Annotated in this window: 13 protein-coding genes; 11 read left to right on the top strand and 2 right to left on the bottom strand. The window is 43.7% G+C overall.

The features are described 5' to 3' along the window. Window positions 1-33 precede the first annotated feature (33 nt). The 3 genes from MHI52_RS18470 (at window position 34) to MHI52_RS18460 (ending at window position 3,265) form a co-directional block, all read left to right on the top strand. Window positions 34-723, top strand: coding sequence for a hypothetical protein (locus tag MHI52_RS18470; RefSeq protein WP_405157437.1), 690 nt, complete (start codon window positions 34-36; stop codon window positions 721-723). Between the two features lie 18 nt (window positions 724-741). Further along, a complete protein-coding gene (locus tag MHI52_RS18465; RefSeq protein ID WP_405157436.1) occupies window positions 742-1,122 on the top strand; it encodes a hypothetical protein in 381 nt (126 codons plus the stop codon). A gap of 790 nt (window positions 1,123-1,912) precedes the next feature. Beyond that, entirely contained in the window at window positions 1,913-3,265 is a 1,353-nt protein-coding gene (locus MHI52_RS18460; RefSeq protein WP_405157435.1) for a glucoamylase family protein, read from the top strand. A 184-nt stretch (window positions 3,266-3,449) separates the two neighbouring features. Here MHI52_RS18460 and MHI52_RS18455 read toward each other — a convergent pair whose 3' ends face one another. Next, window positions 3,450-4,088 (bottom strand): TetR/AcrR family transcriptional regulator, encoded by a 639-nt coding sequence (locus MHI52_RS18455; protein WP_405157434.1) that lies wholly within the window; start codon window positions 4,086-4,088, stop codon window positions 3,450-3,452. A gap of 125 nt (window positions 4,089-4,213) precedes the next feature. Between MHI52_RS18455 and MHI52_RS18450 the strand changes: the two genes are divergently transcribed. After that, window positions 4,214-5,776 carry an FAD-dependent monooxygenase gene (locus MHI52_RS18450; RefSeq protein ID WP_405157433.1) on the top strand — a complete coding sequence of 521 codons (1,563 nt, stop codon included), beginning with the start codon at window positions 4,214-4,216 and terminating at the stop codon, window positions 5,774-5,776. Between the two features lie 120 nt (window positions 5,777-5,896). On the opposite strand, the gene MHI52_RS18445 is transcribed toward MHI52_RS18450, so the two are convergent. Further along, a complete protein-coding gene (locus MHI52_RS18445) occupies window positions 5,897-7,435 on the bottom strand; it encodes a hypothetical protein (protein WP_405157432.1) in 1,539 nt (512 codons plus the stop codon). 155 nt (window positions 7,436-7,590) lie between these two features. On the opposite strand from MHI52_RS18445, the gene MHI52_RS18440 reads away from it, so the two are divergent. The 7 genes from MHI52_RS18440 to MHI52_RS18410 all read left to right on the top strand — a co-directional run bounded on the left by MHI52_RS18440 (window position 7,591) and on the right by MHI52_RS18410 (window position 15,736). Further along, on the top strand, window positions 7,591-8,403 hold the full coding sequence (locus MHI52_RS18440) for a helix-turn-helix transcriptional regulator (RefSeq protein WP_405157431.1): 813 nt from the start codon (window positions 7,591-7,593) through the stop codon (window positions 8,401-8,403). Between the two features lie 135 nt (window positions 8,404-8,538). Continuing rightward, window positions 8,539-9,495 carry an aldo/keto reductase gene (locus MHI52_RS18435; RefSeq protein WP_405157430.1) on the top strand — a complete coding sequence of 319 codons (957 nt, stop codon included), beginning with the start codon at window positions 8,539-8,541 and terminating at the stop codon, window positions 9,493-9,495. Window positions 9,496-9,633: 138 nt separating this feature from the next. After that, entirely contained in the window at window positions 9,634-10,230 is a 597-nt protein-coding gene (locus MHI52_RS18430; RefSeq protein ID WP_036613444.1) for a cupin domain-containing protein, read from the top strand. Window positions 10,231-10,437: 207 nt separating this feature from the next. Next, a complete protein-coding gene (locus tag MHI52_RS18425) occupies window positions 10,438-11,118 on the top strand; it encodes a hypothetical protein (RefSeq protein WP_405157429.1) in 681 nt (226 codons plus the stop codon). A gap of 548 nt (window positions 11,119-11,666) precedes the next feature. Beyond that, a complete protein-coding gene (locus MHI52_RS18420) occupies window positions 11,667-13,256 on the top strand; it encodes a methyl-accepting chemotaxis protein (protein WP_405157428.1) in 1,590 nt (529 codons plus the stop codon). Window positions 13,257-13,280: 24 nt separating this feature from the next. After that, entirely contained in the window at window positions 13,281-13,706 is a 426-nt protein-coding gene (locus MHI52_RS18415) for a chemotaxis protein CheW (RefSeq protein WP_017687852.1), read from the top strand. Window positions 13,707-13,720: 14 nt separating this feature from the next. Beyond that, window positions 13,721-15,736, top strand: coding sequence for a chemotaxis protein CheW (locus MHI52_RS18410; protein WP_405157427.1), 2,016 nt, complete (start codon window positions 13,721-13,723; stop codon window positions 15,734-15,736). Window positions 15,737-15,781 lie beyond the last annotated feature (45 nt).

Here is a 15,781-nt window from a genome sequence, read left to right as displayed (position 1 = left end):
CTCTTGATTTTAGATGTCGTCTATTTAATATGCATGTTAGTATCGTCAATCGTTTCTTTTACGGTATTTAATCATGCGCTTCTGTCGTTTTCTTTTTGGATGAATCTCGTTGCTTCTTATGTAGCGATTACGGCTATTTGGATCTACGCGCGGTTCATCATGCAAAATATGGATCGGTTTAAACGGTTTGTTCCAGGTTACACAGCTTTAGGTGTAGTATTAGGTATTTATCTGATTTGTGTGATGATCTACACGTTGTTAACAGGTTCAGCAGATCATGCGCTTCGCTGGTTCGTATTGTTACACACGGTAACGATTGCGATCGCAATTATTTTGTGCGGAATCATTATGATCTATATTCAGAGTGCGCGCCGTCATGAAACAGATGAACATACAAAAATCGCAAACTTACAATTAATCGAAAAAGCCTTACAGCAATTGCTTCATACCATGGTGCAACATTCCGTCCTAACTGTGGAAGAAGAGCGCAAAACCGTTCAATCATTAATTGAACTTGTAAAGTATAGTGACCCAATCACTCCGGATTCCCTTGAGAAAAATGACCGCCAGATCTTGCTGGACATTGAATTGATGAACAGTGAGCTTACAAATCAGTACGAAGCAGGGGAATTGGTAAATAGTGAACGTTTTGCTTCGCAACTATCCCAGTTAAAGTTCCGTTTGAAAGAGCGCAATCAACAGATCATGACAAGCAAATCATAAATTGCAGGAGGAAATGCCGTGAAAAGATTTTTTGGAATTATATTAATTATCATTTCGTGTCTGACGATCCTGTTCTCTTTAATCATGCTGTCTGAAGGAACGGAGATGGCCATTTTTAGTACAATTGTGTTTTTTATACCAGGGGTTATCGTACTTGTTACAGGAATTAAAATGTGTGGTCGGCCTAAATCTCGTTCTAACACTAATGAATACCATCATTACGATTCTAATGATAATCAATATTACGAAGATCAGCATAATGAGAAATATGAAGATAGAGAAGATGAACCTCAAGAATCTGTATCCGTGAATTGTTCAGGGTGTGGGGCCAAGGTAAAGGTATATCCTACTTTGTCTGCGGATTGTGAGTATTGTGGAACGACAATGAGGATCTCTTAAACTGCATAGGAGGAATCGTGTTGTTAAGGAAGTTATTTGGACTCTTTTTTATGTTTTATGCCATTGCGATCCCGATGGCCGTGTTTAATGCAAATAATTTCAGAGGTACTAAAAATCTCATTGCTATGGCTGGATTTATGATCGTTGAATTTTTGTTTTTATATTTTGGTATTAAATTGCTTAGGAAAAAAACGTGTCCCGGAACGAAAGTTTTATGGGGGAGACTATGGAGGTCATCTTGATCGCGAAAATGTGAATCCGCATACTTATTCAAGTTACAATAGCAACACCGTGAGTTACAGTAGTCATAATACAATTAACTATACAGAGATCAATTTTTCAGATAAGGAAAACACTGAAGAGAAAGTCGAAGAAAAAGTTGAAGAGCCACAAAGGCCTGTTTCAGTGAGTTGCTCGGGGTGTGGGGCGAAGGCAAAAGTACTTCCTAAACAATCAACGGATTGTGAGTATTGCGGAACAACAGTTGTAGCAAATTAGAACGGTTCAGAATGGATACGAGAAAGGATTAAGCCTGATTCCTATGGAGTCAGACTTTTAATCTCCTCAATTTAGAATCTCTAAAAGACCCTCAAACGATCAAATACGTCATATAATTCCACGTGAGTTACCTTAATGTGGTCCCTTTAATGAAACGTTTCGAATTCAAATTTATAATTAAGCCACATTATATTCAGTATCTGTAAGCGTTTTATTTTATTGTTTACGGAAATGGGAAATTTATGATAACATATACACGAAACGTTTCGAATTCATTTGAAGGGAGAAAATCATGAAAAAAGTAAAACAATTCAGCTTCATTTTAACTTTTTGTTTGTTAGCTAATCTAGCTTTAACTCCTATGGCTTCAGCAGGTGACTCAAGCAATTTAATTGGATTTCGAGCAGAATTGAAAGCGATTGCATATAAGACCTATACGTTTTTTGAGGACTATACGGATCAAAATACTGGCTTGACTTACGATGAAGTACGGCACACTGAAAACGGGATAGAAGAAGCTAAACGTACCTCGCCCACAAACATCGCAATGTATATGATGAGTACGGTTTCAGCGCAACAATTGGGCATTATTTCAAAGAAAGAAGCTGTACATCGCCTTCAAACAACTATAAATTCCCTCGAGAAGTTAGAAAAGTGGAACGGCCTATTTTATAACTGGTATAACACGGATGACGGATCAGTGAAGAAAGATTGGGGCCAATTTATTTCCCAAGTTGATAATGGCTGGTTATCCGCTGGTTTAATTGTTGTTGGGCAAGCCTATGAAGAACTTCATGGGGAAACAAGCAAGTTGGTTAAAAATATGAATTATACTCCGCTATATGATCCTGAAGTCGGCCAATTCCGCGGCGGTTATGATGTGGCTAAAGGCGCGCTGACGGACCACCATTATGGGATGTTTTATACGGAACCACGTGTAGGCAGCTATATTGCTATTGGGAAAGGTGACGTTCCTCAAGATCATTGGTGGAAGATGTATCGCACATTACCTCAAGAATGGGATTGGCAAGCTCAGATTCCTCAAGGCAAATCCGTTAAGTACGATGGAGTGGATGTGTTTGAAGGAAGTTATGTATACAAGGATAAAAAGTTCGTACCAAGCTGGGGAGGTAGTATGTTTGAAGCTCTTATGCCCGGTATGGTCATAAAGGAAAAAGACCTGGGTACTCAAGCTTTGGGATTGAACAACCAGCGTCATGTCGAATTGCAAATCGAATATGCCAAAGAAAAAGGGTATGCCGCATGGGGCTTCTCACCTTCTGCCACTCCGACAGGTTACACTGAGTTTGCAGCAACGCCGTTAGGTACCTCAGGTTACAAAGATGGAGCAACGGTAACAGCACACGCAACATTCCTTGCTCTGGATTATGCCCCTGAAGCAGTTCGAAAGAACATTAAAGTTTTAAAGAACTTCAAAATGTTTGGCAAATATGGGTTCTATGACTCAGTCAATGTTGAAACGGGAGAACTTGCAAAAGCTTATCTGGCACTGGATCAAGGGATGATTATGGTGTCGATCGCCAACTATCTTCAAGATGGCGTTATCCGCGATTATTTTCACAGTGATGTGATAGGGCAGACGCCAGAAGAATTATTGAAAAAAGAAGTGTTTTCCATTCAATGAAGGGCTGCTTTAGATTAGAGCAAGATCACTAACGAAATGGGACGAAGATTAAAAGATGGACGGAACGAAGCAGGGTATCAGCATGCTTCGTTCCGTTTTTGCGTTTACCACTGATAATGAAGTCGCAGATCGATTAGATTATTGAATTTATCCGGAAAAAGACAAGGCATTTACAATGGCGATTTTAAGACTTACGTTGTGGGGCATAAGCGCAAAGAAAGACGCGTACGCCTTCAGTGATGATATGTTTATTTTGTTCCTCATCTAATGTCCCGATTTTTCCCGGTTGATTGAATACCAATAAAAACGTTAATGCAGCGAAGTGCTTTGCAGCCATTTTAGGATCAATCACATGGAGCAGTCCGTTTTGTCCAAACGCTGTAAACCTCCTGATAATCCCCTCTTCAGTTGCGTTATCCAGCCTTTCAAAAAACGAGTCTGGCAGGTTGGCAGCTTCCACCATAACCAGACGGATCAAAGCCTTGTAATCTGCCGAACCGTTTGCAGAAGCTACGATTTGTTCACAAAATAAAATGAGCGCCTGCTCAAGATCTTCGAATTTCAAGAGGTGGTCTGAAATCCCTTGCTCAATCATGACCAGAACCGCTGAACTGGATTCTTCCACAACGGCAAGCAGTAGGTTCTGTTTGTCGCCATAATAATCATAAACTGTCCGTTTGGAAACTCCCGCTTTAGTTGCGACCGCATCGACGCTGGAACGATCAAACCCGTCTGAAAGAAACAGATCTCGTGCCGCCGCAATAATTTTAGCTCGTTTGTCTGAAGAGCCTTTGCGGATTTTCTTGTTTTGCGTATGATCCATTCTTACGTTTTCCCCCTTATATGTGTATTTCAGAAATGGATTATGTCCTGCTTTACAAACTACACTGTACGGTGTAGTGTAACAAATGTAGCGTATCAAATCAATGATCAAGGAGGTTTTTATTCATGAATACCATACCGTCTGTTGTTGATGTTCTCATTGTCGGGGCCGGACCCACAGGGCTTACACTTGCCTGCGACCTTGCCCGTCGAAACGTCAACCATCGTATTATTGAACGAAGCACCGTGTATAACGTTGCATCTCGCGCCAAAGGAATCCAGCCTCGCTCGCTTGAAGTCATCGATGAATTGGAAGCCGTTCACTACATTGTTGATACAGGTGTTGTGGACTTGCCTGTTCGTTATTATACCGCAGATGGCAGAAGTGTGGACAAGCCGACTATTACTGTTGCAGCCAGCGCCGAACTTGAGACACCCTATCGTGATCCGGTCTGGATTGCTCAATTTGATGTGGAAAAAGCGTTGCGCGACCGATATGCAGTGCTTGGCGGTCAAGTTGAGTTGGACATGGAAGCTGTAGGGCTTGTTCAGGATGTGGATGGTGTATCGGTAACGTTGAATACAGCACAAGGAGAAGAGCAAATTCGTGCTCGTTATGTAGTCGGCGCTGACGGGGGCAAAAGCAATATCCGCAAATTTATACACTTACCGTTGGTTGGGGAAACACATGATCATGAGCGATGGTATCTTGGCGATGTACGATTGGAAGGGTTAGATCGTGACCATATCCATATCTGGACTTCTTCGGAGGGGATGATCGGGGTGACGCCGCTGCCAAAATCCGATATTTGGCAACTGCAGGCTACAATTCCGGCAGCCATCGATGAACCAGAGCAGCCGTCGCTAGAGGCGTATCAAGCCATGTTTGACCGTCGTGCCGGGTCCGGACGTGTTCGGCTTACGGATGCTTCTTGGTTGTCCATCTACCGGGTCAACGTTCGTATGGTTGAATGTTACCGAAACAACCGGGTTTTCCTTGCCGGTGATGCGGCTCATGTTCATTCGCCGGCCGGTGGTCAAGGCATGAATACGGGAATACAGGACGCATACAACCTCGGCTGGAAGCTGGCGGCTGTCATACGCGGAGCAGACACCGCCTTACTCGATACCTACGATGAGGAGCGCCGCCCAGTGGCACAGGCCGTGCTCAAAGACAGCACAAAGAAAATGGGAGGCGTTATAAGAACGGCGACTGAAGGCGGAGGGTTGTCCCAATCCTTGAGCACCATATCCGACGATCTGACGAGCGGGCTTCTCATTTCCTATCGTTCAAGTTCGCTTACCCGTCCGTCTGCTCGAACAAATGCTACCCGTTTACTTCCTGGAGATCGTGCTCCTAATGCTACTGGACTACAAGGCACCGGGTTTGCAGGAAGTGTCTTTGACCTCTTGCGCGGCCCACACTGGACGCTTTTGGCTTTTGCAAACTACATCGATCCTTCTCTGAAGAACTTCACCAACGATGCACTCCATTTGCATTATATCTTTCCATCGAAGGTGGAGGAGGCGGAAGGCATAATAGACACTGCCGGGAATGCTTATCGAATTTACGATGTCGCAATTAAAGAACTTGTATTGATTCGTCCTGACGGTTACATCGCCTTGCGCACCTCCATTGATGATACCGCATCGATCCTGAATTACTTGAATTTGTGTGGCTTATCATAGGATCGAGCGACCCAAGGTTCTGCCCGAGTCACATCGTCTTATTGAAAATAGAGTGCAAGAAATTCTATTCATGCAAAAAAGGGTCCTGCCATTTTCATAACAGGACCCTTTTTGCGTAAACTAAAAATCCCTCAAACGATCAAATACCTCATATAATTCCTCGTGATTAACCTTAATCAAATCATCTTGACGCAGTTCCAAATGCTGCTGTAATTGATCCAGCAACTCCGTTAGAACAACATAAATCTCTTCCCGCTCAACAGTTTCAATAAAGCCGGTCTTGGCATCCATCTTGTTGAAGGTCTGTGTGTAGTTCTCAACCAGGGAGACGAGCCGTTTGTGCATAGCTTCCTGATTATTAAAATCTTGACTTAACTGACGTATTTCCTTCAAACACTGCTTGTACAATTGAGCTGCTTTTTTGGCGTGTGCTGCCTTGATGTGGTCCCGCCCATCCCAATCCCGAAACGGATTGTTCAGGTTCTCCGCAAGCCATTCCGGTTTGCGTGCTTTGGTGATTTCCATATCAAGTCCGGCAGCAGCGGTTTTTTTATATCTTGTTTTGATTGATTTGGCTGCATCGGCAGGAAGGCTGGTTAGCCACAGCGTAGCCAATTGTGGAAGTTGCTCTGGATCAGGGAATTCGTCACCATTGAAGCCGAACAGGTCATATGTAGTGAAGGTTTGCATATTTGCCAAATGCTGAATCGACTCTATATGGGATACATTGCCGGGTTTACCCCACAGTCGCAACTCTGAAAGCTCAGGATAATACTGCACAAGTGGCTTCAGATTGAGCTCCGTGATATCTCTGATATACAGACCTTCAAGTCGTGAGATACCCGTAACCTGTGGCAGGCCCGATGGAACATTGAGAGTGATGCATCTACCGTCTTCATAAGCCAAGATACGCAGATCAGGAGACAACTCTCCTGTGAAATTCAGACTTTTCATCTTTGTGTTCAAAATTAATTCCTTCAACCCACTGACACTCACAATAAGTTTGGTCAGGTGACTCCTGCTGATATCGAGCATCGTTTGACCATGATGTATGATATGAAGTTCATTAATGAACGGGTTGTCCTCTATAAATGGAAAGATTGATTCCGTATATCCATCCATTTCAATATGTGTCAGACAAGGTAGCTTTGCGAGTTCGGCTACATCTTCAGAAGATGTAGGGCTGAAATCGCGGAGTGTACTCGTACTGCGCCGCATTACACGATCGCCAATCATCACTTCTTCGTCATCATCCGCAGCTTGTTTGAACTGCGCTCTTCGGATCGCATCGATACCTTCCCATTCACGCTGGAGATAGAGACTTTCTCCGATCGGCCAGCCTCCGCCATACGTATTTGTTTCCTCGGTGTAGAGAGGAGGGATGTTGCCTGCAAGCACATACTGTGAAGGAACATTAGCACTCACGAAACTATGGGCAAGTCGGTCATTCCAGAAATAGAAATTACAGATCAGCGGTTTCATCTGATGAAGATGCATTTCATTAGGCAGTTGATCACCAGTCCAATCCAACTGAAGGACGGAGGCAAGCGTGTCAGAAGTTTTACCCTCTGTTTCTTTCAGTCCAGTTACCTGGCAGGCTGTATATTGTTGTAATTTTTCGACGTACACGCAGTACACATCTCCAACATTGGGGATCATGTTATGCTCCTTTCGTTCTGCATCAATCGATGCTAAGCTACTTGTAAACCAAGTACTCTGTAGAACTAATAATAGATGAATTATATCAAAGTCATTCAGAGACTACCATTTTGGATAGAGTCGAATAGGCTTGAATACTTTTATAAAAAGGAACGATGTCTATGGATACAAGTATGAGCCGCAACAAAAAACTGGGTGAGTTTTTGAAATCACGGAGAAGCCGCATTCAACCGGAACAAGTTGGATTGTCAGGATCTCATGGACAGCGAAGAACACCCGGTCTACGGCGGGAAGAAGTGGCAGTATTGGCTGGTGTCAGTGCAACGTATTACACGTGGCTCGAACAGGGTAGAGAGTTGGCGGCTTCACGAGAAGTGATGCAGAGTATAGCGGATGCGCTCCGTTTAAACCTTGAAGAGAAGAGTCATCTGTTTGACTTATGGGACCCTAATACGGAACATGAATTCCTTGCTTCGTATTCGCAACTGGAGCCAGGGTGGCAGAGCATTATTAGCCAGTTGACTCATCCTTCCTTTATTACCAATGAACGCTCTGAGGTACTTGCCTGGAATGAAGCTGCAGATACGAACCTCTTCAACTTCTCGTCGATGAATGTGAATGAGCGTTTAATGATGCGGATTTTATTTCTGGATACAGCGCTCAGGGAGCGTATGCACAACTGGGAGGAATTCGCGCGGCACTCGGTAGCCGTATTCCGTACGTATTATGACAAGTATCCGAGTGACCCCGAATTTAGCAGAATCGTGAAACAATTGAGTGAAGAAAGTGTAGACTTCCGAACGATCTGGAACCTGCACCAAGTTGAATTCAAACAAGTCAATCGTGTCCTGCTTGAAACGACGGATCGGGCAGATGGCGTTGTGCATGCATACGATATCTTTTCCATGAATAATCTGAACAGCCAATCAGGCATTCATTGTTGTATTTACGTTCCTGTTGCCATATAGAAAGTTAATCAAACTGGTAATTTCTTTACTAGCATAAACAGAGTGTGGTTGAGGTCTCGGAAGTGAAATAGAATGAACTCAAGTTCGTACGTATCTAGTTAACGTTTCTATTTCAAGATGAAAAGAGGGAGCCACATGCTCAAAACAAGAACACTGGGAAATGATAAATTACGAATATCTGCGCTCGGCCTGGGTGTGATGATGATGCCGGATAATGACGAATCTGTACATACCATTCAGGGTGCGCTGGATGCAGGAGTCACCATGTTTGATACGGCGGATCTGTACGGAGAGTATGAAAAACAGCGATTTGGTGGGAATGAAAAACTGCTTGGACGCGCGCTTCAAGGTCGAAGATCCAAAGCAATCGTTGCCACCAAATTTGGTATAACACACACGCAGGGCCCCAAGGGAGATCCGGCCTACATCAAAAAATCAGTAGATGCGAGTCTCTACAACCTGGGAATGGATTATATCGATCTGTATTATCAACATCGTCCTGATCCGAATACACCCATTGAAGAGACCGTAGGCACACTTGCCGATCTGGTTCAACAGGGGAAGATTCGATATATTGGTTTGTCCGAAGCGCCAGTGGAGATCATTCGGCGTGCACATGCTGTTCATCCGATTACAGCGTTGCAGACCGAATATTCATTATGGAGTCGAGAGCTTGAGGATGAGATTATGCCTGTCCTGCATGAATTGAACATTGGCTTGGTTCCATACAGCCCTTTGGGGCGGGGCTTCCTGACAGGTCAGATCCGTTCTATAGACGATCTGCCGGAAGATGATTATCGTCGTCACTATCCGCGTTTCCAAGGTGAGAACTTTCAGAAAAATCTGGAGGTTGTTGGATTGATCCAAGAGATGGCTAAGCAAAAAGGGTGTACGGTCTCTCAACTTGCTCTGGCTTGGTTGCTTGGAAAGGGAGAACATATCGTTCCGATCCCGGGGACTCGCAATCTGGAAAGAGTTTACGAGAACTTAGGGGCGCTACAGGTTTCGCTTACGGATGATGAGATGAACCAGATAGATCACATATCTCCCCAAGGCATTGCAGCCGGAGGCAGATTCCCTGGTCAAGTCTAGTTTGTTTATACAAGATTCTAAGAAACCTAAAGTTCAGGATTAAAAACAATATATAACATGTGTCAACGGTATTATCTTTCTATTCTCCGGCATACAGTACAACAATGAGATGTATGCCCAAGGAGGAGAAATGATCGTATGATGAATCCGATTTTACAAGCCCCGAATGTTCCGCTGGCAGCCGATTCCAATGCGGTTGTCAATTATCAGAGGGATTCACGCAACTATGTAACCCAGTTGTTTGGAGAACAGCTGCCGACCATTGCAAATGGGTTCTTCAACGTGTACTTAAGCAAAGGAATCATTGTGCAGCCACACTGGCACACCAATGTCACGGAGATGGTTGTGGTCATCACCGGTGAAATTACAGCGTCAGTCTTTAATCCGTTTACGCGTGAACGATTGACATATCGTCTGAAACCAGGTCAGGTTGTGGTATTTCCGAAAGGCTGGTTTCACTGGTTTGTGGCTGAGACAGATGATGTATATGTATTAACTATCTTCGATCAACCAACGCCTGATATTGTATTTGGAGCGGATTTCTTGGCAGCTACACCGCCGGAAGTGGCTCACCGCGCGTACTGTTTGGATGAAGAGGCATATGCGAGAGCTGTTGCTTCCATTAAAAATGATGCGATTCTGGGCCCTCCAATAGGGTGTGATACGCAGGTTTCTGATCAATCGACTTCACCTTCCAAGACGTCCGTGTCACCATCCAATAAGCTGAAATCTTAATTCAAGATTCCTTATTTATTATCAAAGTACACAGCCTGTAACTGGAGAATATCAGTTGCAGGCTTTTTGATGTGTCGATGTAATAATCGTATGAAGTCCATGGAGGGGTTGGTATTATATTAGAAAAAAATTCAAAATGCCTGAGTCAGTGGGTTACGTTCTCTGTTAGTATAGTATGAACATCCAACAAAAACGGAGGACTCATGAATGAACATGTCAGAAATGAAAACGCTTGAAACTGCAATGAGTTATGCACCTATTTTGATGTTTGACAGAGCCGAACCCTTCTATCCTGATTTTGTTGGCATTTCTGTGTTGTATCAATCTGGGTCTTCACCATCGTTCAGAAGGGACATTAAGTTTCCGACCGAGGTAGTACAATATGTAATTGAATATGCAATCTGGTGGGATTATGAGATTGGACATCTGTATGAAATGGAGCATGTATGGGTTTATGTGGGTCATGACGGAGAGGTAGTAGACTGTGAAGCCAGCTTTCATGGGAAGGTGCTACGCGGATTATTGAAGGAACGGGTCAATGTGGTTGGACATCATGTATGTCTGTACTCACAGCCTGGCAAACATGCTTTCTCACCACTTCCGGTTGTATTTGAGTTATTGCCAAACCTGTATAGTGCAGCAGGTGCCGAAGCTGGATGTGATGGGCTACTTGTGAATAAGTTGTTTCAAGATTATTTTGAAACAAATGAACAGATCGATGCTCAGGTGGAGCGTTATCTGCAGACGAAAGCGTTTGTACCTACCATGAAGTTCGAAGAATATTTACTAAAACCGGAGATGTTCATGACGTGGGATAGTCTGTTTGGAATTATTCCGCACAGGATTAAGGATCGCTTAATTGAACTGGAGCAGTTATATAACACATAAGTAATTAGTTTTAAACGGGTTTTATGTTAATTTAAAGTGTATTTTTTGCTTCATAACCAAACTTTGTTGATTCGGGTTTGGTTTTTTTTATGGGAAAATGGACTCAGTATAAGTAATCATTTATTAGACTAAGGTCTTGAAATGTTGAGTGTGTACAGCAAAAATACATAATTTTTTGTGTGGACAATGATATTTGTTAGGCGTAAGAACTATATAAATTCTTGTATAAATATAAGAAGATCATCTCACATGAAATTTTTGTATGGAGATGTATGTGAAAGTCAATGCAGAATGCTGAATATACGTGTATGTGTAAGTAGAAATAACCGTTAAATAGGTAAAAAGTATAAATTATATTAAAAAGAAGATTCTTTATATCTGAAATAAAAATTCATAATAGTGCAAATTTATAGAAATAAAAATCTCCTATTCAGTTTTAATATATTTATGTCGAAATAGATCGTAAGTTGTCTGGAGCGCGACCAGGAGAAGGGTTTACCAAGCGTTATATACATAACTGGACACTACGATGCCTAGGAGGAGATTACATGAAGTGGTTTGGAAATTTGAAAACAGCAACAAAGATTATCTCAGCGTTTTTAGTTGTGTCGATAATCCTTGCGGCGCTTGGCGTCTACTCTGTAGTAACATTGAGAAGTACGAATGAACGAATGCAAGAGATGTATAACAACAATCTAATCTCTGTCAAAGAATTATCATCTGCTCAGATTGATTATCAAAGAATGCGTGTGAACGTGCGTGATTTGAGCTTCGAAACCGTTGAAACCGAAAAAACTCGGATCACGGAGAACATCGCTTCGATCCGTCAGAGTGTGAATGATCGCCTGACCATCTATCGTCCGCTTGCAACAACCCCTGAAGAAATAGAGTTACTCCGTAATTTTGATGCGGAATATCCAGGATATTTAACAATGTTTGAACGAGCAACTAATCTGGCTGTCGCAGATGATCAAAGTGCCTTTAATACCTTCCTTAAATCTGAGCTTAAACCACAAGGAGACAGGATTGTAGAACTCCTTACCAATTTGATCGACCTTAATGAAAATATGGCTGAACAGGCGAATATACAATCTCAGGTTGCCTATTCACAAGCATTTAAAGTAACGATAATTCTTGTGGTTCTGTCCGTACTCTTCAGTATTCTCATTGGATATATCATCTCTCGCTCCATTTCGAAGCCGCTCATGGCTATGCTGGGTCTAGCTACGGAAGTTGCCAACGGAAATCTCACCCTTAAGTCAGACATATCCAGCAAAGATGAAGTGGGTCAACTAGCCGCGGCACTGAATCGGATGGTCGATAATCTGAAAGAGTTAATTAACAATATCGTGATGAACTCCCAAAGTGTTGCTGCTTCTTCGGAACAGATCTCAGCCAGCACACAGGAAATTGCGAGCACCAGCACAAGCCAATCCAGTGAGGCGGGAAATATCTCCGAATTGTTCAAGGAGCTTTCACTTGCCATTAACTCCGTCGCTGCAAGTGCGGAAGAAGCGGCTGAACTGTCCAACGATACGGTGAAGACTGCTCGTGAAGGTGGACTTGTTGTACAGACTTCATTGGAAGGTATGCAAGCTGTTAATACAAAAATGACCAAGCTTGAAGATGATTCTCGTAAAATCGGTGACATCATTGAAGTGATTGACGATATTGCTGAGCAGACCAATCTGCTAGCGCTGAATGCTGCAATTGAAGCGGCACGTGCCGGAGAACAAGGACGAGGATTCGCCGTAGTAGCAGATGAAGTCCGGAAGCTTGCCGAACGAAGTGGCGAGGCGACCAAAGAAATTACAGCCATCATCAAAGCAATGCAGGAAAATACGAGACAAAGTGTACAGGCTGTAGCAGCCAGTGTTGAGCAGTCTTCCATGACTGGACAGGCGTTTGATCAGATCATTGACATGGTCAATAACTCCTCACAGAAAGTAAACGAAATTGCTGCTGCATGTGAAGAGGAAGCAGCCCAAGCCGCAGAGGTGATGAGCTCTGTTGAATCCATCTCGGCTTCCAGTGAGGAATCCGCTGCAGCGTCTGAAGAGACAGCGGCAACATGCCAGTCTTTGGCACATCTGGCGGAAGAACTGGCGAATTCGGCAGCGGCCTTCAAAACAAATTAATAAAATTGAATTGAGGGTGAATTGATGTCTTCACTTCAGAAGGAACAATATATTGAACTGTCTGTAGGTGCAGAGACTTGCGCCATTCGAATCGAAGAAATTCACGAAATTATTAAAATGCTGAGCATCACAGATATTCCATTTAGCCGTCCAGAGATCAAAGGGGTAGTCAATCTGCGTGGCAAGGTTGTATGTGTGATGAGTCTGCGGAACCTGCTGGGTATGCCGGATGAACCGGACACCAGAGCAACGCGTATTATCGTAGTTCGACATCAGGAAGAATATATTGGCTTGATCGTGGATCGCGTGAACAAGGTAACCACATATTCCGAAATACATCCGCCAACCGGCGGATATGGTCGTAACCGTGAAGGTTTATTCCATGGTGTGGGTCAACAGGAAGACAAGCTTGTGGGCATTTTGAAACTGGACGAAATATTGGGCGGTTAGGGAGGAATACACGAATGATGGATTTGTCTGCCTACCGTGACATCTTTATCGAAGAACTGAATGATCAACTGGAACGTATGGATCAGTCTTTATTGGCATTGGAGCTTTCGCCTTCTGTAGAACTGGTTCAGACGCTGTTTCGGGCAGCCCATACCATCAAGGGATCGGCATCCACTATGGATTTCCGTGAATTAAGCGACCTTACGCATGAAGTGGAGTATGCTCTTGAATGGGTCCGAGAGAAAAAACCGGAGATGACTTCGGAGCTAATTGATACGTTGTTCCGCTCTTTGGACGCCATGAAGGTGCTTCGTGATCAGTACATCCGTGGGGAAGCCTATGCAGATTTTCGAGCAGTAGTAAGAGAAATAAAGGATTTAATTCATACCCCGACAGTAGTCGAGCAACTTAAAACACCTCAATTGCAACCAGCAGAGTCGATTATGGCACAGGTAGCTATTGTGTCAGGCAAGCAGTTATTGTCCATTCATGTTGTGCTGGAGCAGAAGTGCATGATGAAAGCGGCCAGATATCATATTTTACGACAACGCATTGAGGATATCTGTGGTACGGTTGTCGCTACTTCGCTCATGGAGAGTCAGCCGGGCGCACAGAATGAAGATGATCATTATGGTCAGTTCATCATCATCGTAGCAACGTCGAATGACCAACAGCAGCTTAAGGCAGAGCTGTCTTCAGACTCGGATATTCATATGCTGGAGATTGATCCATATCTGCTGGAATCCAATGAGGTTGCAGCGACGTCTGCACCACTTGAATTAATCTCTGAAACAGAGCAAACGAAACAAAGCTTTCCTACCGTGAATACAACTGGGCCGGATGAGAAAGTGAAAGCTGCTCAACCTACAGTTCGTGTGAGTGTTGAACGTCTGGACCATTTGATGAATTTGGTCGGTGAACTGCTAATTGATCAGACATCCCTTGCAGATCTGAGTGGATCGGGTGCGCGTAAGGAGTCTTCAACACTCATCCGGAGTATTAGTGGTGTATCCGATCATATGGGCAGGGTAATCAAGGAACTCCAAGAAGGTGTAATGAAGACACGGATGTTACCCATTGATCAACTATTCAGTCGCTTCCCGAGATTGGTTCGTGACCTATCACAGAAGCTGGGTAAGGATCTGGAACTGGTTATTCAAGGTGGAGAGACTGAGCTTGACCGGATGATTATTGAAGAACTGAGTGACCCGCTGATCCATCTCATCCGCAACAGTGCAGATCATGGCATTGAAAGTGCAGAGATTCGGGCGGAGAACGGTAAGCCGTCCAAAGGACGTATTACATTAACTTCGTTTCATGAAGAAAATCATGTTGTCATTCGTTATTCGGATGATGGCAAAGGTATCGATGGTGAGAAGATTAAAGCTTCCGCCTTGGGCAAGGGCATCATTAGTGAGGAACAGGCTGCACGCCTAACAACACAGGAAGCTGTCCACCTCATATTTGAACCTGGCTTCTCGACGGCTTCTTCTGTCAGTGAAGTATCAGGACGCGGTGTTGGAATGGACATCGTGCGTAGTCAGATCGGGCGACTCAACGGCATCATTGATATTGATACGGAGGTTGGTGTGGGCACCACGTTTACGATTCGTCTACCGCTCACACTGGCGATTATTAAAGGTCTGTTAGTCAAAGTATCGGGTCGTGTGCTGATCTTGCCGATGTATAATGTTGCTGAGATTGTTCGAATTTCACCTGAAGATATTCAGATGATCCAGGGGCAACAAGCGATCCTGAATCATGGACGAATTGTACCTTTTCACCGACTGTGTGACAGGCTCAACTATCCACGAACAGACCGCAAATCCAAGACCATTCCACTGGTGATCGTGCGTTCCGTTGATAAAATTACAGCTTACGCAGTAGATGAGATTATAGGAAATCAGGAAGTCGTTATTAAGACGCTCGGTACGTATCTGGGAGCGATGAACCATCTATCTGGAGCAACGATCCTCGGTAATGGTAAGGTTGCCCTTATATTGGACGCGTCCTATCTGGTGAGTCTTTAATCGTTAGATAAACACAAATTTTTATACAGGCCAAAAAGCCTCATC

It is taken from the genome of Paenibacillus sp. FSL H8-0283 (assembly GCF_045040675.1).
Lineage (GTDB): Bacteria > Bacillota > Bacilli > Paenibacillales > Paenibacillaceae > Paenibacillus > Paenibacillus amylolyticus.
The sequence above is the reverse complement of the archived record's forward strand: the minus strand, read 5'-3'. Positions and strand labels throughout refer to the sequence as shown.